Below are 22,979 nucleotides of genomic sequence, written 5' to 3' on the forward strand. Positions count from 1 at the left end.
ATGAACGACACGTCCCCCTTTGTCCTGACGGCACGCGACGCGCGCGGCGTGGTCACGCTCACGTTGAACCGCCCCGCCGCCTTCAACGCGCTTTCCGAAGGCATGCTGGGCGCGCTCGAGCAATCGCTCGGGTCCGTCGCCGCCGATGAGACCGTGCGCGCCGTCGTCATCTCTGCCGCGGGCAAGGCCTTCTGCGCAGGCCACGACCTGAAGGAGATGCGCGCCGAACCGTCGCTCGGCTACTACCAGCAGCTGTTCGACCGGTGCGGCGCGATGATGCTGTCGATCCAGCGGCTGCCCGTGCCGGTGATCGCGCGCGTGCACGGCATTGCGACCGCGGCAGGCTGCCAGCTGGTCGCGGTGTGCGACCTGGCCGTGGCCGCCAGCGATGCACGCTTTGCCGTCAGCGGCGTCAACGTGGGGCTGTTCTGCGCCACGCCCGGCGTCACGCTGTCGCGCAACCTCGGGCGCAAGGAAGCCTTCGAGATGCTGGTGACGGGCGAATTCATCTGCGCCGAAGACGCGCGCGAGAAAGGCCTGGTCAACCGGGTCGCGCCGCTCGAAGGGCTCGACGCCGCGGTCGAGGCGCTGGTGTCCAGCATCGTCGCCAAGCCCCGCACGGCGCTCGCGCTGGGCAAGGCGCTGTTCTATCGCCAGCTCGAGACCGGCATCGAGGCTGCGCTGGCCGACGCCAGCCAGACGATGGCCTGCAACATGATGGACGAGAGTGCGCTGGAAGGCGTGCAGGCCTTCATCGAGAAGCGGCCGCCGGCCTGGAAGGGCTGAAATGAAAAAGAGGCCGAGGGCCTCTTTTTCGTTTTCAGATGTCGTGCAACCGGGACGATTGCGGCAGGTGCGCCATCAAAAACTCCATCTGGTCCGCCAGGATGCGGCGGTTGCGCAGGATGAAGTCTTCCCACAGGCTGGGCACATACGGCGCATACAGCAGCGGCATGTTCGCCTGCTCGGGCGTGCGGCTGCTCTTGCGGTGGTTGCAGGGCTTGCAGGCCGTGACCACGTTCATCCAGGTGTCGATGCCGCGCTGCGCGAACGGAATGATGTGCTCGCGCGTGAGTTCGTCTTCGTGGAAATGGCCGCCGCAGTAGGCGCAGACGTTGCGGTCGCGCGAGAACAGCTTGCTGTTGGTCAGGCCCGGGCGCTGCGCGAAGGGGTTGATGCGGGGCACGCCCTTGGTGCCGATGATGCTGTTGATCGCGATCTGCGACTGCTCACCGGTGACCGCGTTGTGGCCGCCACGGAACACGGCCACCTGCGCGCCCACTTCCCAGCGAACTTCGTCCGCTGCGTAGTGGATCACCGCCTGTTCCAGCGATATCCATGACTGGGGCAGCCCTTGGGCCGACAGCTTCAAGACCTTCACACACGCCTCCTCGAACGAGAAAACCACGCAGAGACCAGAGACTCGGGGTGCATCGGCGACGCACGCCGACCCACCACTGCGTCACAATATACCGGCTTTGTGACAAATCGGCCTGATTTGCCCATTCGACGGGCGTCAGGCGCTATCAAAAAGATACTCTCCCATGCAGGTTTTCCGCGGCTTCCGACACCCGGGCGTGGCTCCGGCCTGCGCCCTCACGATCGGCAATTTCGACGGCGTTCACCGCGGCCACCAGGCCATGCTGGCGTTGTTGCAGACCGAGGCCCGCCATCGCGGGCTGCCCAGTTGCGTGCTGACCTTCGAGCCGCACCCGCGCGACTATTTCGCCGCCGTCACCAAGAAACCCGACCTGGCCCCGGCCCGCATCGGCACGCTGCGCGACAAGCTGACCGAGCTGGCGGCCTGCGGCGTCGACCAGACCATCGTGTTGCCCTTCGACGGCCGGCTGGCGTCCCAGTCGCCCGAGGCCTTCATCCAGAACGTGCTGATCGACGGCCTGGGCGCGCGCTATGTGCTGGTGGGCGACGACTTCCGCTTCGGCGCCAAGCGTGCCGGCGACTACGCCATGCTCGATGCGGCCGGTGAAACGCACGGTTTCGACGTCGCGCGCATGAACAGCTACGAGGTGCACGGCCTGCGCGTGTCCAGCTCGGCCGTGCGCGAGGCGCTGGCCGAAGGCCGCATGGCCGACGCCCACACCCTGCTGGGCCGCCCGTACACGATCTCGGGCCACGTGGTCCATGGCCGCAAGCTGGGCCGGGCGCTGGGCGCTTCGTCGCCGGGCAAGGACGACGGCTTTCGCACCCTCAACCTGCGCTTCAAGCACTGGAAACCGGCCGCCAGCGGCATCTTCGCGGTGCTGGTGCATGGCCTGGCCGACCAGCCGCTGCCCGGGGTGGCCAACCTCGGCGTGCGGCCCTCGCTGGACGCCAACGACGTCAACGCCGGACGCGTGTTGCTCGAGACGCATTGCCTGGAGTGGCCCTCGCATCTGGGGGCCGAAGGGGCCTACGGTAAAATCGTGCGCGTGGAACTCCTGCACAAACTGCACGACGAATTGCGCTACACCAGCCTCGAGGCCCTCACTGCGGGCATCGCGAAGGATGGCCGCGACGCACGCGCGTTCTTCGCATCGACCCACGCCGAGACCCACCGCCAGACCACGCGCGACCGAATTTAGCCCTGCACGCCCCGTGCTGCCGCCCTTCGACAAGCTCAGGGCGAACGGCTATATCTTCCGCACCGACCGCTCAATGCAGTTCGGGCTGAGCCTGTCGAAGCCCCCTCTGTTTCGCCGCACCCAACATGTCTGACGCTGCTTCCCCCAAAGATTACCGTTCCACGCTGAACCTGCCCGACACCCCCTTTCCGATGCGCGGCGACCTGCCCAAGCGCGAACCGGGCTGGGTGAAAGAATGGAACGACGAAGGCCGCTACCACCGCCTGCGCGACGCCCGCCACGGCGCGCCCAAGTTCATCCTGCACGACGGCCCGCCGTACGCCAACGGCCAGATCCACATGGGTCACGCGGTGAACAAGATCCTCAAGGACATGATCACCAAGGCGCGCCAGCTCGAAGGCTTCGACGCGCTGTACGTGCCCGGCTGGGACTGCCACGGCCTGCCGATCGAGAACGCCATCGAAAAGCAGTTCGGCCGCAACCTGAGCCGCGACGAGATGCAGGCCAAGAGCCGCGCCTACGCCACCGAGCAGATCGCCCAGCAGATGGTCGACTTCCAGCGCCTGGGCGTGCTGGGCGAATGGGACCATCCCTACAAGACGATGGACTTCGCCAATGAAGCCGGCGAGCTGCGCGCGTTCAAGCGCGTGATCGAGCGCGGCTTCGTGTACCGGGGCCTCAAGCCCGTGTACTGGTGCTTCGACTGCGGCTCCTCGCTGGCCGAGTTCGAGATCGAATACGCCGACAAGAAGAGCCAGACCATCGACGTGGCCTTCAAGGCGCATGAGCGCGAGAATGTGCTCAAGGCCTTCGGCACCGACCACACGATCCTCGGCGACATCTTCGCCGTGATCTGGACCACCACCGCGTGGACCATCCCGGCCAACCAGGCGATCAACCTCAACCCCGAGCTCGAGTACTCGCTGGTCGATACCGAGCGCGGCCTGCTGATCCTGGCCAACTCGCTGGTCGAGATGTGCATGACGCGCTACGCGCTCGACGGCAAGGTGCTGGCCACGGTCAAGGGCGAGAAGCTCGGCGGGCTCGAATTCGAACACCCGCTGTACGACGTCGATGCGGGCTACCAGCGCCTGTCGCCCGTGTACCTGGCCGACTACGCCACGGCCACCGACGGCACCGGCCTCGTGCACTCGTCGCCTGCCTACGGCGTGGACGACTTCAACTCCTGCATCGCCCACGGCGTGGCGTACGACGACATCCTGAACCCGGTGCAGGGCAACGGCAGCTACGCGCCCGATTTCCCGCTGTTCGGCGGCCAGAACATCTGGAAGGCCGTGCCGGTGATCATCGCCGCGCTGCGCGACGCCAACCGCCTGCTGACCACCGAGACCATCACCCACAGCTACCCGCACTGCTGGCGCCACAAGACGCCGGTGATCTACCGCGCGGCCGCGCAGTGGTTCGTGCGCATGGACGAAGGCGAAGGCGTGTTCACCAAGGACAAGGCGCCCAAGACGCTGCGCCAGACCGCGCTCGACGCCATCGAGCAGACCAGCTTCTACCCCGAGAACGGCAAGGCCCGCCTGCACGACATGATCGCCGGCCGGCCCGACTGGTGCATCAGCCGCCAGCGCAGCTGGGGCGTGCCGATCCCGTTCTTCCTGCACAAGGATTCGGGCGAGCTGCACCCGCGCACCATGGAGATCCTCGACCAGGCCGCCGACATCGTCGAGAAGGGCGGCATCGAGGCCTGGAGCCGCGTCACCGTCGAAGAGATCCTGGGCGCCGAAGACGCACCGAGCTACACCAAGAGCACCGACATCCTCGAGGTGTGGTTCGACTCGGGCTCGACCTTCTCGCACGTGCTGCGCGGCACGCACCCCAACGTGCACCACGAGACCGGCCCCGAAGCCGACCTGTACCTCGAAGGCCACGACCAGCACCGCGGGTGGTTCCACTCGTCGCTGCTGATCGCCTGCATGCTGGAAGACCGCGCACCGTACAAGGGCCTGCTCACGCACGGCTTCACGGTGGATGCCAAGGGCATCAAGATGAGCAAGTCGCTCAAGAACGGCATCGACCCGCAGGAAATCAGCAACAAGCTGGGCTCGGAAATCATCCGCCTGTGGGTGGCCGCGAGCGACTACTCGGGCGACATCGCGGGTGACGACAAGATCCTCGCGCGCGTCGTCGATGCCTACCGCCGCATCCGCAACACGCTGCGCTTCCTGCTTGCGAACACCAGCGACTTCGACATCGCGAAAGACGCCGTGCCGCTCGACCAGCTGTTCGAGATCGACCGCTACGCGATGTCGCGCGCGGCGCAGTTCCAGGCCGAGATCCTTGCGCACTACCAGGTGTACGAGTTCCATCCGGTGGTGGCCAAGCTGCAGATCTACTGCTCGGAAGACCTGGGCGGCTTCTACCTCGACATCCTGAAGGACCGCCTCTACACGACGGCCCCCGGCTCGCTCGCGCGCCGCAGCGCGCAAACGGCCCTGTGGCACATCTCGCAGGCGATGCTGCGCTGGATGGCGCCGTTCCTGAGCTTCACGGCCGAAGAGGCCTGGAAGATCGTGGGCACCGGCAAGGCCGGCGAGTCGATCTTCACGCAGACCTACAGCCAGTTCGCCGCACCCGACGAAGCACTGCTCGCCAAGTGGAGCCGCATCCGCGAGATCCGCGACGGCGTCAACAAGGACATCGAAGCGGTGCGCGCCGAGGGCAAGGTCGGCTCGTCGCTGCAGGCCACCCTGCAGCTGAACGCGCCGGCCGACGACCTCGCGCTGCTGGGCTCGCTGGGCGACGACCTGAAGTTCGTGTTCATCGCCTCGGCCGTGGCGCTGGCGGCGGGCGACACCCTGTCGACCGTGGTCACGCCCAGCACCGCGCAGAAATGCGAACGCTGCTGGCACTACCGCGAGGACGTGGGCCACGACGCGGCGCACCCGACCCTCTGCGGCCGGTGCACGAGCAACCTGTTCGGCGCGGGCGAATCGCGCAGCGTGGCCTGATGGCGACCGCACGCTCCGCCTCGTCGGCCTCGCGTTCGCGCGGGGCCAGCATCTGGCCCTGGCTCGGGCTGGCGACGATCATCGTGATCATCGACCAGTTCACGAAGACGCTGATCCTGGGCTACTACAAGCTCGGCGACGCGACCTACGTGACGAGCTTCTTCAACGTCGTGCGCGCGCACAACACGGGCGCCGCGTTCTCGTTCCTGGCCGACCACTCGGGCTGGCAGCGCTGGTTCTTCACGGCCATCGGCGTGGCGGCGGCGATCTTCATCGTCTGGATGCTGAGGTCGCACGCGGGCCAGAAGCTCTTCTCGTTCGCGATGGCCTGCATCCTGGGCGGTGCCATCGGCAACGTGGTCGACCGCATGATGCACGGCTACGTCGTCGACTTTTTGAGCTTCCACTGGGGCAACTGGTACTTCCCGGCGTTCAACGCGGCGGACAGCGCCATCACGCTCGGGGCCATCTGCCTGATCGTCGACGAGATCCGGCGAGTCCGGCGCGGCAAGTAAGCCAGTTCTCGACCAAGGGGCCTTCGGGCCCCTTTCTCTTTGGGCCGTGCGCTGCGCCGGCGGCCCCGGGGTTCTCCCCACTTCCCCATCCTGTCATCGCGAAGTCATACTGCGCCGGTCCAATGTAATCGATTACATGAACCACGCCACGGACCCCGCACGATGAGCATCCAAGCTGTAGCCGCCCAAGCCGGGGTCTCCGTCGCCACGGTCTCGCGCGCCTTCAATTTCCCCGACAAGGTGACGCCGGCCACGCGCGAACTGGTCGAGCGCGTGGCGCGCGAGCTCAACTACCTGCCCAACGCCAGCGCCCGCACCTTGCGCACCCAGCGCAGCCGCACGCTCGGCGTGGTGCTGCCCACGCTGCTGAACCCGACCTTCGCCGAATGCCTGCAGGGCATTGCACGCGCGGCCGTCGCGGGCGGCTACGCGATCCTGCCGGTCACCACGGGCTACCGGCTCGACGAGGAAGAGCGCGCCGTGCAGCTGCTGCTGGCGGGCAACGTCGACGGGCTGATCCTCGTGGTGTCGAACCCGTCCACCTCGGCCGCGCTGCAACGCCTGCAGGCCGCCGCCGTGCCCTACGTGCTGGCCTACAACCGGCACGCCGACCACCCCTGCGTGTCGGTCGACAGCGAAGGCGCGGTGGCCGATGCGGTCACGCGCCTCGTGCTGTTGGGCCACCGGCGCATCGCGATGGTCAGCGGCACGCTGGCCGCGTCGGACCGCGCCCAGCAGCGCTACCGCGGCTACCAGCGCGGCATGGCCGAGGCCGGCCTCGAAGTTCCTCCGCTCATCGAAGTGCCCTTCGTCGAGACCGCCGTCGATGCACTGTGCGCCGAGTTGCGCCCGCGCAGCCGCCCCACCGCGCTGGTCTGCTCGAACGACCTGCTCGCCATCCGCAGCATCCGCGCCGCGCACCTGAGCGGCCTTGTGGTGCCCGACGACCTCAGCGTGGTCGGCTTCGACGGCATCGCGCTCGGCGAAGACCTCACGCCCGCGCTCACCACCATCGCACAGCCCAACAGCGACATCGGCCGCCACAGCGTCGAGCTGCTGGTGCAGGCGATCGCCGGCGGCCGCGCGCTGCAGGCCGACGCGAGCCTGCTGCTCCCCCATGCCTTCCGAGACGGCGAGTCGTGCGCAAGTGCGCGCGAAGACAACGACGCCGCAGTGTCCTGACCTCACCACCCCTCCCAGGAGTTCTTCCATGTCCCTTCGCTTTCACCGACTCGCCCGCCTCGGCGTGCTGGCCGCCGCCCTCGTCGCCGCCGGCGGCGCCATGGCCCAGACCGCCATTTGCTACAACTGCCCGACCGAATGGGCCGACTGGGGCACCCAGCTCAAGGCCATCAAGGCCAAGACCGGCATCACCGTGCCAGCCGACAACAAGAACTCGGGCCAGTCGCTCGCGCAGCTGGTCGCCGAAAAGGCCAGCCCCGTCGCCGACGTCACCTACCTCGGCGTGACCTTCGCGGTGCAGGCCGCGAAAGACGGCGTGGTCGAGCCCTACAAGCCGGCTGCGTGGAAAGACATTCCCGACGGCCTGAAGGACCCAGCCGGCCACTGGTTCACCATCCACTCGGGCACGCTCGGCTTCATGGTCAACGTCGACGCGCTCAAGGGCAAGCCGGTGCCCAAGTCGTGGGCCGACCTGCTCAAGCCCGAATACAAGGGCCTCATCGGTTATCTCGACCCCGCCTCGGCCTTCGTGGGCTACGTGGGCGCCGTGGCCGTGAACCAGGCGCGCGGCGGCACGCTCGACAACTTCAAGCCGGGCATCGACTACTTCAAGGCGCTGCAGAAGAACGAGCCCATCGTGCCCAAGCAGACGTCGTATGCGCGCGTGCTGTCGGGCGAGATCGCGATCCTGCTCGACTACGACTTCAACGCCTACCGCGCCAAGTACAAGGACAAGGCCAACGTCGCCTTCGTCATTCCCAGCGAAGGCACGCTGGCCGTGCCCTACGTGATGAGCCTGGTCGCCAAGGCGCCGCACGCGGCCGACGCGAAAAAGGTGCTCGACTTCACGCTGTCCGACGAAGGCCAGGCGATCTGGGCCAAGGCCTACCTGCGCCCGGTGCGCGCCGGCGCCATGCCCAAGGAGATCGAGGCGCAGTTCCTGCCCGCGAGCGACTACGCGCGTGCCAAGACTGTCGACTACGCCCGCATGGCCGAAGCGCAGCGCGCCTTCTCCGACCAGTACCTGAAGGAAGTGCGCTGACCCGGCGCCGCGCGCGATGACACGCAGCACCACCACCACCTCCAACGCCAACGCCTGGAACCCGCGCTGGCGATTGCTGGCCTGCGTCGCGCCGGCGGCCGTCTTCTTCGCGGCCTTCTGGCTGCTGCCGGTGGTGCGCCTGCTGGCGCTGCCGGCCGACAAGGGCGCCGCCACCTACTTCGCGGTGCTGACCGACGCGCGCTACCTGCAAAGCATGGCCAACACCGTCGCGCTGTCGGTGGCGGTGACGCTGGCCACGCTGGTGCTGGGCGCGGCGGTGGGCATCTACCTCGCGCGCCATGCCTTCCCCGGCAAGCGCATGCTGCTGTCGCTGCTCACGCTGCCGCTGTCGTTCCCGGGCGTGATCATCGGCTTCTTCGTGATCCTGCTCGGCGGGCGCCAGGGCGTGGTGGCCGACCTGAGCGACACGCTGATCGGCGAGCGCATCACCTTCGCCTACGGCCTGCTCGGCCTCTTTTTGGCGTACCTGTATTTCTCGCTGCCGCGCGCCATTGCCACCTACGCCGCGGCGGCCGAGTCGATGAACACGCAGCTCGAAGAAGCCGCGCGCTCGCTCGGCGCCTCGAAGCTGCGCGTGGCACGCGACGTGTGGATGCCCGAGCTCGCGCCCACCACGCTGGCCTGCGGCGCCATTTTGTTCGCCACGTCGATGGGCGCCTTCGGCACGGCCTTCACGCTGGCCAGCAAGTTCGAGGTGATCCCCATCACCATCTACAACGAGTTCACCAACTACGCCAACTTCGCGCTCGCCGCGTCGCTGTCGATCTCGCTGGGTGTCGTGACCTGGCTGGTGCTCTTCGTGGCGCGCCGCTTCGGCGCCAACCCGGTCGCCCGATGATGATGAAGACATCCTCGCGACCCCGCGCCCCATTCCTGCTCGCCGTCACGGTGATCGTGAGCCTCTTCATGATCGCGCCGATGCTGCTGTCGGTGATGGCCGGCCTCGTCAACAACTACAGCGTGGGACTCAAGAGCGGCCTCACGCTGCGCTGGCTCGGCGAGGTGTGGGAGAACTACGGCGGCACCGTCGGCTGGTCGCTCGCGCTGGCCGTGGCCTGCGTCGTGTGCACCGTGCTGCTCGGCGTGCCCTGCGCCTACGCGTTGGCGCGCAGCCGCTCGCGTGCGGCGCGCATTTTTGAAGAGCTGCTGACCTTGCCGGTCGCGGTGCCGGGCCTGGCGACGGCGCTCGCGCTCATCCTCGCCTACGGCCAGCTCACGGCCTTCCGCACCAGCTTCGCCTTCATCCTCGTGGGCCACATCGTCTTCACGCTGCCCTTCATGGTGCGCACCGTGAGCTCGGCCTTCCAGCGCGACGATCTGCTCGCGCTCGAAGAAGCCGCGCGCTCGCTGGGCGCGAACTTCCGCCAGCGCTTCATGGGCATCCTCGTGCCTGCTGTGTTCCCCGCCATCGTGGCCGGCAGCCTGATGGTGTTCACGCTGTCGGTGGGCGAGTTCAACCTGACGTGGATGCTGCACACGCCGCTCACGCGCACGCTGCCCGTGGGCCTGGCCGACAGCTACGCCTCGATGCGCATCGAGATCGGATCGGCCTACACGCTGGTCTTCTTCGCCGTGATCCTTCCCGTGCTGTGGGGCCTTCAGTATCTCGCCAACCTGATGCAGAAACGCCATGGAACTTGAACGCATCCCCGTCGACATTTCGAACTGCGCGAAGACCTATGCCGACGGCACGCGCGGCCTGCAACCCACGAACCTCAAGGTCGAGGCCGGCGAAGTGCTCGCGCTGCTCGGCCCCTCGGGCTGCGGCAAGACCACGCTGCTGCGCCTCATCGCCGGGCTCGAAGCGCCCGACGACGGCAGCCGCATCGTCTTCGGCGACCAGGACGTGACGCAGCGCCCGGTCGAGCACCGCGGCGTGGGCATGGTGTTCCAGAGCTACGCGCTCTTTCCGCAGATGACGGTGGCAGCCAACATCGGCTATGGCCTGCGCATCCGCGGCGTGTCGCCTGCAGAAGAGAAGCGCGCCGTCGGCGAGCTGGTCGACCTCGTGCGCCTCGGTGGCCTGGAGAACAAGCGCCCCGCCGAGCTCTCGGGCGGCCAGCGCCAGCGCGTGGCCCTGGCGCGCGCCGTGGCCGTGCGCCCGCGCGTGCTGCTGCTCGACGAGCCGCTGGCTGCACTCGACGCCAAGCTCAAGGAATCGCTGCGCGACGAGCTCGCCGAGCTGCTGCGCCGCCTGCACATCACGGCCATCCACGTCACGCACGACCAGCAGGAAGCGCTGGCCATCGCCGACCGCCTCGCCGTGATGCGCGCCGGGCGCATCGTGCAGGTCGGCCGCGGCGAAGACCTGTACCGCGCGCCCGCGCATCCCTTCGTGGCCGAGTTCCTGGGCCGGGTCAACCGGCTGGAGCGCGCGGCCGACGCCATCGCGCAGGGCGTTGTCCGACTCGGAGGGTCGTACCTGCCCTGCCCCGCGCCCTGGCAACAGCATGCGACGCTGCTGGTGCGACCCGAAGACATCGAGATCGGCGCTCCCCCGTCCGACGACACGCCCGGCTGGGGCCGCGCCACGGTCGAACGCCGCACCTTCCTCGGCGACCGCGTGCAGTTGCACCTGCGCGTGCAGGACCAGCCCGTGCTGGTGGCCGACGTGGGCCGCGACAGCCCCTTCGGGCCGGGCGACGCGGTGGGCCTGCGCATCCCCGCCGAACGCCTGATGACGTCGCAGGAAACCAGCGCATGACCACGACAACCGCGAACCCCAACACTTTCCTGGTCCAGCTGACCGACCTGCACATCCGCGAGCCTGGCCGGCTGGCCTATGGCCGCATCGACACCGCGCCGTACCTCGCGCGTGCGGTGCAGTCGGTGCTCGCGCTGCGCCAGCCGCCCGACGCGGTGGTGATCACCGGCGACCTGACCGACTTCGGCCGCGCCGCCGAATACGAACACCTGGCCGCCCTGCTCGCACCGCTGACGATGCCCGTCTACCTGCTGCCCGGCAACCACGACGACCGCGACCAGCTGCGCCGCAGCTTCCCCGGCCACGCCTACCTGGGCACGGGCGACGACACGCACGGCTTCGTCCAGTATTCGGTGCGCGTCGGCGACCTGCGGCTGCTCACGCTCGACACCTGCGTGCCCGGTGCCAGCCACGGCACGCTGTGCGACAAACGCCTGGCCTGGCTCGAAGCCCAGCTCGACGCCTGCCGCCACGAGCCCGTGGTGGTCGCCATGCACCACCCGCCCTTCGAGACGCTGATCGGCCACATGGACGAAATCGGCCTGCTCGAAGGCGCCGACGCGCTCGAAGCCCTGCTGCGCCGCTACACCAACGTCGAGCGCGTGATCTGCGGCCACCTGCACCGCGCCATCGACGTGCGCTTCGGCGGCACCATCGCCTCGACCTCGCCGGCGCAGGCGCACCAGGTCTGCCTCGACCTCGCGCCCGACGCCGCCTCGGCCTGGACGCTGGAGCCGCCCGCCTTCCGCGTGCACGCCTGGTCGCCGACCGGGCGCCGGCTCGTCACCCACCTGGCGGCCTCTGGCAGCTTCGAAGGCCCTTATCCTTTCCACGACAACGGAGCCCTGATCGACTGAAGCGTCCACTTGTGGAAAATGGGGCTGAAACGAACCAAAACGAAAACAAGAGAAAGGTCAGCCCCCGCCCTCCATGAAGCACCTTCTGAATCTGCTTGCAGCCGTCGCCCTGCTGGTGTGGGGCACGCACCTCGTGCGCACCGGCGTGCTGCGCGTCTTCGGCGCCAACCTGCGCAAGATCCTTGTGCAGAGCATGCGCAACCGCTTCACGGCCGCGCTCTCGGGCATCGGCGTCACGGCGCTCGTGCAGTCGAGCACGGCCACATCGCTCATGACCTCGTCCTTCGTCGGGCAGGGCCTGGTCACGCTGCCGGCCGCGCTGGCGGTGATGCGGGGCGCCGACGTGGGCACGGCGCTGATCTCGGTGCTCTTCTCGGCCGACCTCTCGTGGCTCTCGCCGATGTTCATCTTCGTGGGCGTGGTGCTGTTCATCACGCGCTCGGCCACCGTGGCGGGGCGCGTCGGGCGGGTGCTGATCGGGCTGGGGCTGATGCTGCTGGCGCTGCAGCTGGTGGTCGCGGCCACCGAGCCGCTGTTTTCGTCACCCGCCGTTCGCGCGCTGCTCGCGTCCATCACCAGCGACGTGCTGCTGGAGATCACCCTCGGCGCCGCGCTGGCCATCGTGGCGTATTCAAGCCTGGCAGTGGTGCTGCTGGTGGCGGCCATGGCGACGTCGAACGTGGTGCCGCTCGACGTCGCGCTCGGCCTCGTGCTCGGCGCCAACCTCGGCAGCGGCCTGCTCGCGGTGTTGACCACGGCCAAGTCGGCAGTGTCGGTGCGGCAGGTAACCGTCGGCAACCTGCTGTTCAAGGCGCTCGGCGTGGCGCTGGTCACGCCGTTCGTCGGCCTGTGGATTCGCTACGTGCAGCCCGAGCTGCCTAACCAGACGCACGGCGTGGTGCTGTTCCACCTGGCGTTCAACGTCGTGATCAGCATCGGCTTCATCGGCCTCACGCAATGGGTGGCCAAGCTCGTGACGCGCATGCTGCCCGTGCCGCCGCAACCCGTGGGCACCAGCCGGCCGCACCACCTCGACCCCTCGGCGCTGTCGACGCCCTCGCTCGCCATTTCGAATGCCGCGCGCGAGGCGCTGCATCAGGCCGACATCGTGGAGACCATGCTCATCGGCACGCTCGACGTGATCCGCAACAACGACCTGCGGCTGGCGCAGGAGCTGCGGCAGCTCGACGACACGGTGGACGAGCTGTACTCGGCGATCAAGTACTACATGACGCGCATCTCGCGCGAGGCGCTGGGCGAAGAGGAAAGCCGGCGCTGGACGGACATCATCAGCTTCACGATCAACATGGAGCAGATCGGGGACATCATCGAGCGGGTGATCATCGATATCGAGGACAAGAAGATCAAGCCGCAGCGCAACTTTTCAGCCGCGGGGATGGCGGAGATCGTGGAGCTGCATGGGCGGTTGATTGCCAATCTGCGGTTGAGCATGAGTGTGTTCTTGAATGGGAATGTGCGGGATGCGCAGAAGCTGCTGGAGGAGAAGGCGCGGTTTCGTGATCTGGAGCGGGCGTATGCCACTACGCATCTGGATCGGCTGTCGGATCGGACGACTCTCAGCATCGAGACGAGTTCGCTGCACATCGACTTGATCAGCGATTTGAAGCGGATCAATTCGCATATCTGTTCGATTGCTTATCCGATTCTTGAATCTGCCGGGGCGTTGGCGCCGAGCCGGCTTCGTGAATCGCGGCTCGGGAAAATCGAAGGCTGATCGTTTGTTTTCCTGAGGCCGGGTCTCGCCCCGGCGGGCGACCTACTTTTCTTTGCTTCGCCAAAGAAACGTAGGCAAAAGAAAGGCGACCCTGCTGTCTGCGTCCCTCCGCTTCGCTGCGGGCAACCTGCGGTGCTCGCGTTTCGCGGGGTCTCGCCCAAACTCGCTTCGCTCAAACAAGGGCGAGCCCTGATCCGCGAAACGCTGCGCTCCTCGGCGCATACAGAAGGGGTTGGGATACCGACAGGCCATCGCTTCGCTCGGCCTGCAGTGCCACTGGCACGGGGCGCTGGCGCCCCGCTCTCGCCCTACTGGTACGCCGCCAGCTCCTGCTTCGCGATCGCGTTGCGGTGCACTTCATCCGGACCGTCGGCCACGCGCAGGTGGCGCTCGTAGGCGTAGAAGTGCGTGAGCAGCGTGTCCTGGCTCAGGCCCATGGCGCCGAAGGCCTGCATGGCCCAGTCGATCACCTTCACGCAGTTGTTGGGCGTGAGCACCTTGATCATCGCGATCTCTTTCGCGGCGACCTTGTTGCCCACGGTGTCCATGCGGTAGGCGGCGTTGAGCACCATCCAGCGCGACTGCTCGATGAGCATGCGCGACTCGGCAATGCGCTCGCGCCACACGCCCTGCTCCGACAGCGGCTTGTGGAAGGCGACGCGCGACACGAGGCGCTGGCACATCATCTCCAGCGCGGCTTCGGCCATGCCGATGGCGCGCATGCAGTGGTGGATGCGGCCGGGGCCGAGGCGGCCCTGGGCGATCTCGAAGCCGCGGCCCTCGCCGAGCAGGATGTTCTCGACCGGCACGCGCACGTTGTCGAACACGATCTCGGGGTGGCCGAAGGGCGGGTCGTACATGCCGAGCAGCTGCATGTCGCGCACGATGGTGATGCCCGGCGTGTTCTTCGGCACGAGCACCATCGACTGCTGCTTGTGGCGGTCGGCGTTGTCGGGGTCGGTCTTTCCCATCAGCACGAAGATCTCGCAGCGCTCGTTCATCGCGCCGGTGATGTACCACTTGCGCCCGTTGATGACGTACTCGTCACCTTCGCGGCGGATGCTGCAGCGGATGTTGGTGGCGTCGCTCGAGGCCACCTCGGGCTCGGTCATGGCGAACGACGAGCGGATCTCGCCGGCCAGCAGCGGCGTGAGCCAGCGCTCCTGCTGCGCCTTGGTGCCGTAGCGCGCCAGCACTTCCATGTTGCCGGTGTCGGGCGCGGAGCAGTTGAAGATTTCGGCGCACCAGTAGCGCCGGCCCATGATCTCGCACAGCGGCGCGTACTCGACGTTGGTGAGACCGGGGCCGTGTTCGGCCTCGGGCAGGAAGAGGTTCCACAGGCCGCGCTCGCGCGCCTTGGCCTTGAGGCCGGCCATCATCGGCAGCTCGGCGTAGGGGCGGCCGGCGCGGGCGTTGGCGGCCAGCTCTTCCTCGCGGCGCTTCTCGTTCGGGTAGACGTGCTCGTCCATGAACTTGAGCAGCTCGGCGCGCAGCGCGAGCACCCGGGGCGTGAATTCGAATTGCATGTCGTCTCGTCCTTCTTCCAATGTGCGGTCGAAGATACGTCGCGACGCGGATCGGGACGGTCGTTCGCGCGACAGCACGAACGCCGCCCTGCGCAGATCAGCGTGGCGTGGGCAGTGCGGTCGCCAGCGCAGCCAGCGCCGCCACTACCTTCTGCACCGACTGCGCGGCGCGCGCGTCCTTCAGCGCGCCGCCGGCATCGAAGGCCTCGTTCGCGCGCCCGAGTGCGAACTGTTGCGGCGCCACCAGCATCGCGAAGGCCATCTGCAGGTACTGGCGCAGGAAGTTCATCGAGCGCAGCGCGCCCAGTGGCCCGGGCGAGGCCGACAGCAGCGCGGCCGGCTTGTTGGCCGTGGCGGCCAGCCCGCCCGCGTGGCCGTCGCCCGGCGGAATGCGCGAGAGCCAGCTGAAGGCGTTGATGACCAGCGGCGTCGGAAAGCCGTTGTACTCGGGCGTGACGAGCAGCACGCCGTCGCTCGCCGCGATGGCACGCCGCAGCTCGAGCGCGCCGGCGGGCACGCCCGAGGCGGCCTCGAGGTCGCCGTCGTACACGGGCAGCGCGAGCGCGCGCAGGTCCATCTCGGTCACCTGCAGGCCTGCAGCGCGCGCGGTGGCGGCGGCGACTGCCGCCAGCTGGCGGTTGAGCGAACCGTCGCGGGCGCTGCCGGGAATGATCAGGATGCGGGGACTGTCCATGCGAGGCTCCTTGCCGTGCGTTGAAATGAAGAAAGCCGCGCCGCAGGTTTCGCGTGCGGCGCGGCGTTCGTCAGTGTCGCATCGAGGATGCGATCCGGTGTGTCAGCTGCGCTGCGAATCCAGCTGCTCGCTGTTCGTCACGACCTCCTGCGCCTTCATGTAGCTCTCGATGAGCAGCTGATACGGCGGGAACACGGCGCTGTAGGCCTCGGCCCATTGCGCGGCATCGTCGCGGTGCCAGGTCTTCTGCACTTCGGAGCACACGCCCGCGGTGTCGATCGGCACCACGCCGGCCTGCACCACGCGCGCCAAGGTGATCTCTTGCGCCATCTTCGAGTACGTGCCCGAGGCGTCGACCACCGCGAACACGCGGTAGCCGTCGTACACCGCCGAGATGCTCGGGAAGGCCATGCACACGCTGGTGATGGTGCCGGCAATGATCAGCGTGCCGCGCCCGGTGGCCTTCACGGCGGCCACGAACTCGGGGTTGTCCCAGGCGTTGATCTCGCCCTTGCGCGCCACGTACTGCGCATGCGGCGCGTACTTGTGCACTTCGGGAATCAGCGGCCCGTTGGGCCCTTGCGGCACCGAGGCGGTGGTGATGACCGGGATCTTCGCCAGCGTCGCGACCTTGGCCAGCGTGGTGACGTTGGAGCGCAGCTCGGTCATCGGCATGTCCTTCACGGTCTGGAACAGGCCGCTCTGGTGGTCGATGAGCAGCATCACGGCGTCGCCCGCGTCGATGACGGGCTTGGCGCCGTTGAAGTTGGCGACGTTGTTGGGGATGGTCATGGCGTGCTCACTTTCCCTGGGTCAGCTGCGTGTAGCTGGTGATGAGGTTGCGGTAGTCGGGGATGTGGTTGGAGAACAGCGTGCCCAGCCCCTCGATGTCGTTGCGCCAGTCGCGATGCAGCTCGCAGGCCACGCCGAACCACGACATCAGCTGCGCGCCGGCGGCCGACATGCGGTCCCACGCGGCCTGGCGCGTGACGTCGTTGAAGGTGCCCGACGCATCGGTGACAACGAACACGTCGAAGCCCTCTTCGAGCGCCGACAGCGCCGGGAAGGCCACGCAGACCTCGGTGACCACGCCGGCGATCAGGAGCTGCTTCTTGCCCGTGGCCTTCACGGCCTTGACGAAATCTTCGTTGTCCCAGGCGTTGATCTGGCCGGGGCGCGGAATGTAGGGCGCGTCGGGGAACTGCGCCTTCAGCTCGGGCACGAGCGGGCCGTTGGGGCCGTTCTCGAAGCTGGTGGTCAGCACCGTCGGCAGCTTGAAGTAGCTGGCGATGTCGGCCAGGGCCAGCACGTTGTTCTTGAACTTGTCGGGATCGATGTCGCGCACCAGCGAGAGCAGGCCGGTCTGGTGGTCGACCAGCAGCACGGCGACATCGTTCTTGTCGAGACGGGTGTAAGGCTTGGACATGGGAGGCTTCCTTTGTGAGGTTGAATGCCCGGGAAAAATGGCCCCGATGCATGACCCTCAGCGTAAAAGCGCGCCCCGAAGTCCGGTAGTCGGCGCAAGTGGCCTGCAGCGTTCCATCCTGTGGACGATGGCAACACCCGTGCGCAGCGGTCGGATGAATTCGCGGCCGCCGGAGCAATGCCGGCGCACCGGGTAAAATACCCCTACATGTCCCGCTGGTTTGCCGCTACCGTCCTCGCTTTCATGCTGTCCTGCTACGGCTTCGCCGTGCTCGCGCATGGGCTGATCGGCGGCAACCATGTGACGTCGTCGGGCGAACGCCAGACCGTCGCAACGCTCGCCATGGCACTGGCCGATGGCGGCGACAAGGACGTCGGCAAGACGTCGTCGGAAGACCCGTCCGCCATGGACGAAGCCGGCTCCGAGCACGCCGAACTGCTCGACGCCCGACCCCACGCACGCAACCTGCTGGTGCTCTCCGCGCAACCGCCGCGGCGGGGCTCCACCTCGGTGCTCTCGCCGCTGCTCGACCGGCCCAAGCGGCCACCCCGGCCGCACGGCCTCTTCGCCGCCTGAGGCCGCGCGGCGGCGAGCGAATGCCTGAGGACTGAAAAGTCCGGGCGTTTGCGCTCATCCATCCGGCCCGTCGCCGTTCTTGCGCGACGACCCTGCCCCTTCTTTTTTTCAGCTGTCCGACGGCCCCGCCGCACGTGTCACGCGACCCGTCCGGCCCTCTCTTTTTTTCAGGATTTTTCGATGAACTCCAGCCAATCGGCCTACCCCTCCAGCTTCGGCGCACCGTTGGCCTCGGTCCAGGAACGCAACCGCGTTCTGCGCAACACCTACTGGCTGCTTGCGCTGTCGATGGTGCCCACCGTGCTGGGCGCCTGGCTCGGCGTGGCGACCGGCCTCACGCGCGCCATGTCGCCGGGCATCGGCATCATGGTGTTTCTCGGCGGCGCCTTCGGCTTCATGTACGCCATCGAGAAGACCAAGAACTCCGCCGCCGGCGTGCCCGTGCTGCTGGCCTTCACCTTCTTCATGGGCCTGATGCTGTCGCGCCTGGTCGGCAGCGTGCTCGGCCTGGCCAACGGCGCCAGCCTGGTGATGACCGCCTTCGCCGGCACCGGCGGCATCTTCCTGGGCATGGCCATGCTCTCGACGGTCATCAAGCGCGACATCTCGGCCATGGGCAAGTGGCTCTTCGTGGGCGCCATCGGCCTGCTGGTGGTGGGCATCGCCAACATCTTCATCCAGTCGAGCGCACTGATGATGACGCTGTCGGTCGCCGCCATCGGCATCTTCTCGGCCTTCATCCTGCACGACCTGAAGCGCGTGAAGGACGGCCTCGAAACCAACTACATCTCGGCCACGCTGGGCGTGTACCTGAGCCTCTACAACGTGTTCCAGTCGCTGCTGGCCCTGCTGGGCATCGCCGGCGGCCGCGACGAGTAAGCGCACCGGAACGACAAGCAAGCAAGGAAGGAAACACCATGCGCCTCACCACCAAGGGCCGCTTCGCGGTCACCGCAATGATCGACATCGCCCTGCACGGCCGCTCGGGCCCCGTCACGCTGGCCTCGATCAGCCTGCGCCAGCAGGTTTCGCTCTCGTACCTGGAACTGCTGTTCGCCAAGCTGCGGCGCAACGGGCTGGTCGAATCCACCCGCGGCCCCGGCGGCGGCTACTCGCTCAGCCGCAAGGCCGCGGAGATCACCGTGGCCGACGTCGTGCTCACCATCGAAGACCTGGGCGCCAGCAAGGCGCGCCCGCGCGCGGCGGGCTCGGACGACGAACCCGGCCGCTGCGAGATCGACGACCTCTGGGCCTCCGTGAACCTGCGCGCCGTCGAGTTCCTGCGCTCGATCTCGCTGCAGAGCCTGGTCGACGAACAGAAGGCCAAGGGCGTCCAGCCCGCCACCAGCGCGGCCGCCCGCCGCACGACCGCCGTCGTCGGCACACCGGTGCGCAAGCCCTTCGTGGTCGACGCGCCGAACTCGGTGTTCGCATTGGGACGTCGCCACAGCACGAGCAGCTGACGCCAGGAAGGACGCGCCGGGTCGGCCTTGAATGTGCCGCCCGCGCGACCTAGACTGGAATGGCAAGGCACCCGCGGTGCCGGGGGCCAAGGAGCCTGCCATGTACAAGCGTGTTCTCGTCGCAACCGACGGCTCTTCGCTGTCGGACAAGGCGGTGGCCACGGCCATCGACCTCGCGTTGCTGACCGGCGCCGAGCTGGTCAGCGTCAACGTCGCGCACATCCAGCCGTACGGCTACTTCGAAGGCTCGATGCTGCTGAACCAGACGGATTTCGAAGCCAACCAGAAACACGTCGAACAGGCGGCCCAGCGACTGGCCGACGCGGTGCGCGACACCGCGCTGGCCAGGGGCGTGCGCCGCGCCGATGCGGTGGTCATGAAATCGAACCAGGTGGCCGAGGCCATCATCCAGACCGCGAAGAACCAGGACTGCGACCTCATCGTGATGGCCTCGCACGGGCGCCGCAGCCTCGCGCGGCTGCTGATGGGCAGCGAGACGCTGCACGTGCTCACGCACTCGCACGTCCCGGTGCTGGTGCTGCGCTGAACTGAACGACGGTGGCACAGCGCACGCGGTGCGCGGGGGTTATCTCGTCGCGGCCGACTCGACGGTCTCGACGACCGTGCGACCGGCCGGCGGGCACGATGGCCCGGCATCGCGGCCGAAGCAGCGCGCGGCCTGCGTGCGCGCCTGCGCTTCCTGCGCATGGCGCGCTTCGGCGGACTCGACCTGGTAGTCGAGCAGCCATTTCATCAGCAGCAACATCGCGATCACCAGGCCGAGCGCCACGCCCAGCAGCGTGGTGCGCCAGTTGCGCGGACGCGCTGCGGACGGCGCGCGGGCCGGTGCTGCGCTGCTTTCCATCGCAGTGAAGCCCGCAAGGCTGCGGGACGCGCCGCCGTCATGGATGCGGCGGCGGGGCGGTTCGGGCGTCGCGGAACGCGCGGACACCGAGATCTGCGCGCGCTTCACGCGCGGCGCATGGGCAGTGTCCGAAGGCAGGTGGCGGGCAGGCATGACGGGGGCGATTATGAACGCCGTGCGCCCTCGATCCGTGCCTCTGGCGCCACACCCGCTCGACCGTTACAACGCCGGCCCCAGCCCGATCGGCGCGGGCACCACGTTGACGATGCGCGTGAACAGTGCGGCGTAGACCTCGTCGGGCGCGTTCTGGTCGGAGAACAGATCGCGGTTCTCGCCGAAGGCCGCGTCGAGCTCGCGCCAGTCGTCCGCATTGAGCACGCGCTCGGCCAGCGGAAGGATCTCGCGCTCCTCCTGCGCCATGTGCTCGAGGTAGAAGCTCACGTACTCGTTCATCGCCCATTCGAAGGCCGCGCGCCGCGGCTCGCCGAGCATCTCGAATGCGAGCAGCGCGTGCTCGACGTGGCGAATTTTTCGCTCGCCCCAGGCATGGTCGTTGTCGAGCTTGTCCATCAGGTCGCGCGAGATCGGCGTGCAGGCGCGCAAGCGGGGAAAGAGCAGCTCGGTCTCCTTCGGGTGGTGGCGCTTCTCGGGAAATTCGTCCACGTAGAACAGCATCGCGCGCAGCGTCGCGAAGTCGGGCATCGTGCCCTTGCGGCGGTGCTGGTCGAGCAGCATCACGATGGAACGCAGCATGGCCGCCAGCGCGGCGTGCTCCTGGCGAATGATCTTCACCGCGACATGGGTCATGGAGGTCTCCTTCTTTCTTCGAAGGCCCAAGGGTCGCAAGCCCGGGGCCGTGCGGGCTTGCTCCAGATCAAGGCCCGTGCACGCGGCCAGGCACAGACTGGCACGGCATCTCCTCTTTTCTTTCTTCAACGCACTCCTGGAGGTTCCACACCATGTACCAACACATCCTGGTTCCCGTCGACGGCAGCTCCACCTCCGGCGAAGGCCTGGCCGAAGCCATCCGCCTGGCCAGGCTCACCGGTGGGCGCCTGCGGCTCGTCCACATCCTCGACGAGCTCTCGTTCGCGCTCGGCATGGACGCCTACGCGGGCCATTCGGGCGACTGGCTCGAGGTGCTGCGCACCAACGCCGTGACGCTGCTGGAGAAGGCGCGCGCCCAGGCGCAGGCCGAAGGCGTCGAGGCCGACGTCGTGCTGCGCGACGGCTTCAAGGCCGGCGCGGTCCACGACCAGGTGGTGACCGAGGCCATCGCCTCGAAGGCCGACCTCATCGTGCTCGGCACGCACGGACGGCGCGGCCTGAGCCGCTGGGCCATGGGCAGCAACGCGGAGCACATCCTGCGCATGGCGCCCGTGCCGGTGCTGCTGATCCGCGCGCCTGAAATCGCGGCCAAGGAAGACCACGAGCGCTTCAGCCTGCCGGACGGACGCGTGGCGAGCCAGTGAGTCTTGCGACGCGCGATCGCTCAAAAACAAAAAGCGCGGGCCGGTGCAACACCGGCCCGCGCCTTTTCTTTGCCGGAGCCTCTCAGGCGTAGGAACGCAACCGCACCGCAAAGGCCGCCAGCGGCGCGATGCCGCTGGCTTCGGCGCGTTCGCACCAGTCCTGCAGCCGCTTCACGAGCTGTTCGCCGGTGGCGCCCGAACGGCTCCACAGCGCGGTCAGTTCACGCCGCATGGCGTACATGGTCTCCAGGGCCTGCGAGGCCACCAGCGCCTGCGTGAGCTGCGCATGGCGCGTGGCGTCGAGCGCCTTTTCTTCCTTGCCGAGCCAGGGCCGCGCGGCGCGCAGTGCGCGGGCCTGGCTGGGTGCGAGCGCATGCATGCGGGCCAGCTCTTCGGTGCAGGCCTGCTTCAGCGAGCGCGAGTAGTTCGACAGCACGTCGTAGTGGTGCCGGATCACCGCCTGCACCGTGAGCAAATCGACGGTGGCGCGCGGCTTGGTGAGGCGCGGCGTCGGCGCCAGGTGCTTCACCTTCGCCAGCCCCACCGCCTGCAGCGCGCGGATGTAGACCCAGCCGATGTCGAACTCGAACCACTTGTTCGACAGCTTGGCCGAGGTCGGGAACGCGTGATGGTTGTTGTGCAGCTCTTCACCACCGATCAGCAGGCCGATGGGAAAGATGTTCGTGCTCGCGTCCGACGCAGGCCAGTTGCGGTAGCCCCAGAAGTGGCCGATGCCGTTGACCACGCCGGCGGCCCAGAACGGAATCCACGCGATCTGCACCACCAGCACCAGCGCGCCCGGCAGCACGCCGAAGAGCGCCATGTCGATCAGGCCCATGCAGGTGATGCCCAGCGTCTGGTAGCGCGTGTAGAGCCGGCGCTCGAGCCAGTCGTCGGGCGTGCCGTGGCCGTAGCGGCTCAGCGTTTCGGGGTTGCGCGCCTCGGCCACGTACAGCAGCACGCCGCCCCAGAGCACGCGCTTCAGGCCCACCACCTGCGGGCTGTGCGGGTCCTCGGGCGTGTCGCACTTGGCGTGGTGCTTGCGGTGCACGGCCGCCCACTGCTTGGTGACCATGCCCGTCGTCATCCAGAGCCAGAAGCGAAAGAAATGGCTGGCAATGGGGTGCAGGTCGAGCGCCCGGTGCGCCTGGTGGCGGTGCAGGAAGATGGTGACCGAGGCGATGGTGACGTGCGTCAGCGCCAGTGCGGCCAGCAGCACGCCCCACCACGGGAGGTCGAGCGCGCCCGAGAAAAGAAAAGATGCCATGCGTACGTACCCTTCAGACACGGTGGACAGTGGCCGCGATTCTCGGAAGCGCCCCGCCCGCAGGCCTTGCGCCAGAT

General features: G+C 67.8%; 24 protein-coding genes. 16 read left to right on the top strand and 8 right to left on the bottom strand.

Annotated features, from left to right (window positions below; all coding sequences use genetic code 11):
• Entirely contained in the window at positions 1 to 786 is a 786-nt protein-coding gene (locus RZE79_RS24600; RefSeq protein ID WP_319357219.1) for an enoyl-CoA hydratase, read from the top strand.
• Between the two features lie 34 nt (positions 787 to 820).
• On the opposite strand, the gene RZE79_RS24605 is transcribed toward RZE79_RS24600, so the two are convergent.
• The gene (locus tag RZE79_RS24605; RefSeq protein WP_099795431.1) at positions 821 to 1,381 is read right to left on the bottom strand and encodes an HNH endonuclease; all 561 of its coding nucleotides are present in this window, start codon (positions 1,379 to 1,381) and stop codon (positions 821 to 823) included.
• Positions 1,382 to 1,544: 163 nt separating this feature from the next.
• Between RZE79_RS24605 and RZE79_RS24610 the strand changes: the two genes are divergently transcribed.
• The 10 genes from RZE79_RS24610 to RZE79_RS24655 all read left to right on the top strand — a co-directional run bounded on the left by RZE79_RS24610 (position 1,545) and on the right by RZE79_RS24655 (position 13,613).
• A complete protein-coding gene (locus RZE79_RS24610) occupies positions 1,545 to 2,582 on the top strand; it encodes a bifunctional riboflavin kinase/FAD synthetase (RefSeq protein WP_307694915.1) in 1,038 nt (345 codons plus the stop codon).
• A 125-nt stretch (positions 2,583 to 2,707) separates the two neighbouring features.
• Positions 2,708 to 5,557, top strand: a complete 2,850-nt coding sequence (gene ileS / locus RZE79_RS24615; RefSeq protein ID WP_319357220.1) for an isoleucine--tRNA ligase — start codon at positions 2,708 to 2,710, stop codon at positions 5,555 to 5,557.
• On the top strand, positions 5,557 to 6,072 hold the full coding sequence (gene lspA / locus RZE79_RS24620) for a signal peptidase II (RefSeq protein ID WP_062480914.1): 516 nt from the start codon (positions 5,557 to 5,559) through the stop codon (positions 6,070 to 6,072). The genes ileS and lspA overlap by 1 nt, the downstream gene beginning before the upstream one ends.
• Positions 6,073 to 6,234: 162 nt before the next feature.
• The gene (locus tag RZE79_RS24625; RefSeq protein ID WP_319357221.1) at positions 6,235 to 7,254 is read left to right on the top strand and encodes a LacI family DNA-binding transcriptional regulator; all 1,020 of its coding nucleotides are present in this window, start codon (positions 6,235 to 6,237) and stop codon (positions 7,252 to 7,254) included.
• A 28-nt stretch (positions 7,255 to 7,282) separates the two neighbouring features.
• Positions 7,283 to 8,296, top strand: a complete 1,014-nt coding sequence (locus RZE79_RS24630; protein ID WP_319357222.1) for an ABC transporter substrate-binding protein — start codon at positions 7,283 to 7,285, stop codon at positions 8,294 to 8,296.
• 16 nt (positions 8,297 to 8,312) lie between these two features.
• Positions 8,313 to 9,155, top strand: coding sequence for an ABC transporter permease (locus RZE79_RS24635; RefSeq protein WP_319357223.1), 843 nt, complete (start codon positions 8,313 to 8,315; stop codon positions 9,153 to 9,155).
• Positions 9,152 to 9,958, top strand: a complete 807-nt coding sequence (locus RZE79_RS24640; RefSeq protein ID WP_373696504.1) for an ABC transporter permease — start codon at positions 9,152 to 9,154, stop codon at positions 9,956 to 9,958. The genes RZE79_RS24635 and RZE79_RS24640 overlap by 4 nt, the downstream gene beginning before the upstream one ends.
• Complete coding sequence (locus RZE79_RS24645) at positions 9,948 to 11,021, top strand: ABC transporter ATP-binding protein (RefSeq protein ID WP_319357224.1); 1,074 nt, start codon at positions 9,948 to 9,950, stop codon at positions 11,019 to 11,021. The genes RZE79_RS24640 and RZE79_RS24645 overlap by 11 nt, the downstream gene beginning before the upstream one ends.
• A complete protein-coding gene (locus RZE79_RS24650; protein ID WP_319357225.1) occupies positions 11,018 to 11,878 on the top strand; it encodes a phosphodiesterase in 861 nt (286 codons plus the stop codon). Before RZE79_RS24645 ends, RZE79_RS24650 begins: the two co-directional genes overlap by 4 nt.
• 73 nt (positions 11,879 to 11,951) lie before the next feature.
• Positions 11,952 to 13,613, top strand: a complete 1,662-nt coding sequence (locus tag RZE79_RS24655; protein WP_319357226.1) for a Na/Pi cotransporter family protein — start codon at positions 11,952 to 11,954, stop codon at positions 13,611 to 13,613.
• 308 nt (positions 13,614 to 13,921) lie between these two features.
• Here the strand turns inward: RZE79_RS24655 and RZE79_RS24660 are convergent, their stop codons facing one another.
• The 4 genes from RZE79_RS24660 to ycaC form a co-directional block, all read right to left on the bottom strand.
• Positions 13,922 to 15,139: an acyl-CoA dehydrogenase family protein gene (locus RZE79_RS24660; protein ID WP_319357227.1), complete on the bottom strand. Its 1,218-nt coding sequence runs from the start codon at positions 15,137 to 15,139 to the stop codon at positions 13,922 to 13,924.
• Positions 15,140 to 15,236: 97 nt separating this feature from the next.
• Positions 15,237 to 15,833 (bottom strand): NAD(P)H-dependent oxidoreductase, encoded by a 597-nt coding sequence (locus tag RZE79_RS24665; protein ID WP_319357228.1) that lies wholly within the window; start codon positions 15,831 to 15,833, stop codon positions 15,237 to 15,239.
• Positions 15,834 to 15,935: 102 nt separating this feature from the next.
• The gene (locus RZE79_RS24670; RefSeq protein WP_319357229.1) at positions 15,936 to 16,625 is read right to left on the bottom strand and encodes an isochorismatase family protein; all 690 of its coding nucleotides are present in this window, start codon (positions 16,623 to 16,625) and stop codon (positions 15,936 to 15,938) included.
• 7 nt (positions 16,626 to 16,632) lie between these two features.
• Positions 16,633 to 17,259 carry an isochorismate family cysteine hydrolase YcaC gene (gene ycaC, locus RZE79_RS24675; RefSeq protein WP_153282343.1) on the bottom strand — a complete coding sequence of 209 codons (627 nt, stop codon included), beginning with the start codon at positions 17,257 to 17,259 and terminating at the stop codon, positions 16,633 to 16,635.
• 207 nt (positions 17,260 to 17,466) lie between these two features.
• Here ycaC and RZE79_RS24680 point away from each other — a divergent pair, with 207 nt between their 5' ends.
• The 4 genes from RZE79_RS24680 to RZE79_RS24695 all read left to right on the top strand — a co-directional run bounded on the left by RZE79_RS24680 (position 17,467) and on the right by RZE79_RS24695 (position 19,845).
• Positions 17,467 to 17,835: a hypothetical protein gene (locus RZE79_RS24680; protein ID WP_319357230.1), complete on the top strand. Its 369-nt coding sequence runs from the start codon at positions 17,467 to 17,469 to the stop codon at positions 17,833 to 17,835.
• A gap of 180 nt (positions 17,836 to 18,015) precedes the next feature.
• Entirely contained in the window at positions 18,016 to 18,714 is a 699-nt protein-coding gene (locus RZE79_RS24685; protein ID WP_319357231.1) for a Bax inhibitor-1/YccA family protein, read from the top strand.
• 38 nt (positions 18,715 to 18,752) lie between these two features.
• Positions 18,753 to 19,298, top strand: a complete 546-nt coding sequence (locus RZE79_RS24690; RefSeq protein ID WP_153282341.1) for an Rrf2 family transcriptional regulator — start codon at positions 18,753 to 18,755, stop codon at positions 19,296 to 19,298.
• A 100-nt stretch (positions 19,299 to 19,398) separates the two neighbouring features.
• Positions 19,399 to 19,845, top strand: coding sequence for a universal stress protein (locus tag RZE79_RS24695; protein ID WP_153282340.1), 447 nt, complete (start codon positions 19,399 to 19,401; stop codon positions 19,843 to 19,845).
• 39 nt (positions 19,846 to 19,884) lie between these two features.
• On the opposite strand, the gene RZE79_RS24700 is transcribed toward RZE79_RS24695, so the two are convergent.
• Together RZE79_RS24700 and RZE79_RS24705 are read right to left on the bottom strand one after the other, a co-directional pair.
• On the bottom strand, positions 19,885 to 20,316 hold the full coding sequence (locus tag RZE79_RS24700) for a hypothetical protein (RefSeq protein WP_319357232.1): 432 nt from the start codon (positions 20,314 to 20,316) through the stop codon (positions 19,885 to 19,887).
• Positions 20,317 to 20,382: 66 nt separating this feature from the next.
• Entirely contained in the window at positions 20,383 to 20,970 is a 588-nt protein-coding gene (locus tag RZE79_RS24705) for a hemerythrin domain-containing protein (RefSeq protein ID WP_153282338.1), read from the bottom strand.
• 152 nt (positions 20,971 to 21,122) lie between these two features.
• On the opposite strand from RZE79_RS24705, the gene RZE79_RS24710 reads away from it, so the two are divergent.
• Positions 21,123 to 21,635 carry a universal stress protein gene (locus tag RZE79_RS24710; RefSeq protein ID WP_153282337.1) on the top strand — a complete coding sequence of 171 codons (513 nt, stop codon included), beginning with the start codon at positions 21,123 to 21,125 and terminating at the stop codon, positions 21,633 to 21,635.
• An 82-nt stretch (positions 21,636 to 21,717) separates the two neighbouring features.
• Here RZE79_RS24710 and RZE79_RS24715 read toward each other — a convergent pair whose 3' ends face one another.
• The gene (locus RZE79_RS24715) at positions 21,718 to 22,902 is read right to left on the bottom strand and encodes a fatty acid desaturase (protein ID WP_319357233.1); all 1,185 of its coding nucleotides are present in this window, start codon (positions 22,900 to 22,902) and stop codon (positions 21,718 to 21,720) included.
• Between the last annotated feature and the right edge of the window lie 77 nt (positions 22,903 to 22,979).

Origin of the sequence: Variovorax sp. EBFNA2 (assembly GCF_033802765.1) — a bacterium.
Classification (GTDB): Bacteria; Pseudomonadota; Gammaproteobacteria; order Burkholderiales; family Burkholderiaceae_C; genus Variovorax; species Variovorax paradoxus_H.

Excerpts from the sequence above, each read along its gene's own strand:
- RZE79_RS24600 (WP_319357219.1), top strand. The coding sequence starts at position 1 with ATGAACGACACGTCCCCCTTTGTCCTGACGGCACGCGACGCGCGCGGC.
- RZE79_RS24610 (WP_307694915.1), top strand. The coding sequence starts at position 1,545 with ATGCAGGTTTTCCGCGGCTTCCGACACCCGGGCGTGGCTCCGGCCTGC.
- ileS (WP_319357220.1), top strand. The coding sequence starts at position 2,708 with ATGTCTGACGCTGCTTCCCCCAAAGATTACCGTTCCACGCTGAACCTG.
- lspA (WP_062480914.1), top strand. The coding sequence starts at position 5,557 with ATGGCGACCGCACGCTCCGCCTCGTCGGCCTCGCGTTCGCGCGGGGCC.
- RZE79_RS24625 (WP_319357221.1), top strand. The coding sequence starts at position 6,235 with ATGAGCATCCAAGCTGTAGCCGCCCAAGCCGGGGTCTCCGTCGCCACG.
- RZE79_RS24630 (WP_319357222.1), top strand. The coding sequence starts at position 7,283 with ATGTCCCTTCGCTTTCACCGACTCGCCCGCCTCGGCGTGCTGGCCGCC.
- RZE79_RS24635 (WP_319357223.1), top strand. The coding sequence starts at position 8,313 with ATGACACGCAGCACCACCACCACCTCCAACGCCAACGCCTGGAACCCG.
- RZE79_RS24640 (WP_373696504.1), top strand. The coding sequence starts at position 9,152 with ATGATGATGAAGACATCCTCGCGACCCCGCGCCCCATTCCTGCTCGCC.
- RZE79_RS24645 (WP_319357224.1), top strand. The coding sequence starts at position 9,948 with ATGGAACTTGAACGCATCCCCGTCGACATTTCGAACTGCGCGAAGACC.
- RZE79_RS24650 (WP_319357225.1), top strand. The coding sequence starts at position 11,018 with ATGACCACGACAACCGCGAACCCCAACACTTTCCTGGTCCAGCTGACC.
- RZE79_RS24655 (WP_319357226.1), top strand. The coding sequence starts at position 11,952 with ATGAAGCACCTTCTGAATCTGCTTGCAGCCGTCGCCCTGCTGGTGTGG.
- RZE79_RS24660 (WP_319357227.1), bottom strand. The coding sequence starts at position 15,139 with ATGCAATTCGAATTCACGCCCCGGGTGCTCGCGCTGCGCGCCGAGCTG.
- RZE79_RS24665 (WP_319357228.1), bottom strand. The coding sequence starts at position 15,833 with ATGGACAGTCCCCGCATCCTGATCATTCCCGGCAGCGCCCGCGACGGT.
- RZE79_RS24670 (WP_319357229.1), bottom strand. The coding sequence starts at position 16,625 with ATGACCATCCCCAACAACGTCGCCAACTTCAACGGCGCCAAGCCCGTC.
- ycaC (WP_153282343.1), bottom strand. The coding sequence starts at position 17,259 with ATGTCCAAGCCTTACACCCGTCTCGACAAGAACGATGTCGCCGTGCTG.
- RZE79_RS24680 (WP_319357230.1), top strand. The coding sequence starts at position 17,467 with ATGTCCCGCTGGTTTGCCGCTACCGTCCTCGCTTTCATGCTGTCCTGC.
- RZE79_RS24685 (WP_319357231.1), top strand. The coding sequence starts at position 18,016 with ATGAACTCCAGCCAATCGGCCTACCCCTCCAGCTTCGGCGCACCGTTG.
- RZE79_RS24690 (WP_153282341.1), top strand. The coding sequence starts at position 18,753 with ATGCGCCTCACCACCAAGGGCCGCTTCGCGGTCACCGCAATGATCGAC.
- RZE79_RS24695 (WP_153282340.1), top strand. The coding sequence starts at position 19,399 with ATGTACAAGCGTGTTCTCGTCGCAACCGACGGCTCTTCGCTGTCGGAC.
- RZE79_RS24700 (WP_319357232.1), bottom strand. The coding sequence starts at position 20,316 with ATGCCTGCCCGCCACCTGCCTTCGGACACTGCCCATGCGCCGCGCGTG.
- RZE79_RS24705 (WP_153282338.1), bottom strand. The coding sequence starts at position 20,970 with ATGACCCATGTCGCGGTGAAGATCATTCGCCAGGAGCACGCCGCGCTG.
- RZE79_RS24710 (WP_153282337.1), top strand. The coding sequence starts at position 21,123 with ATGTACCAACACATCCTGGTTCCCGTCGACGGCAGCTCCACCTCCGGC.
- RZE79_RS24715 (WP_319357233.1), bottom strand. The coding sequence starts at position 22,902 with ATGGCATCTTTTCTTTTCTCGGGCGCGCTCGACCTCCCGTGGTGGGGC.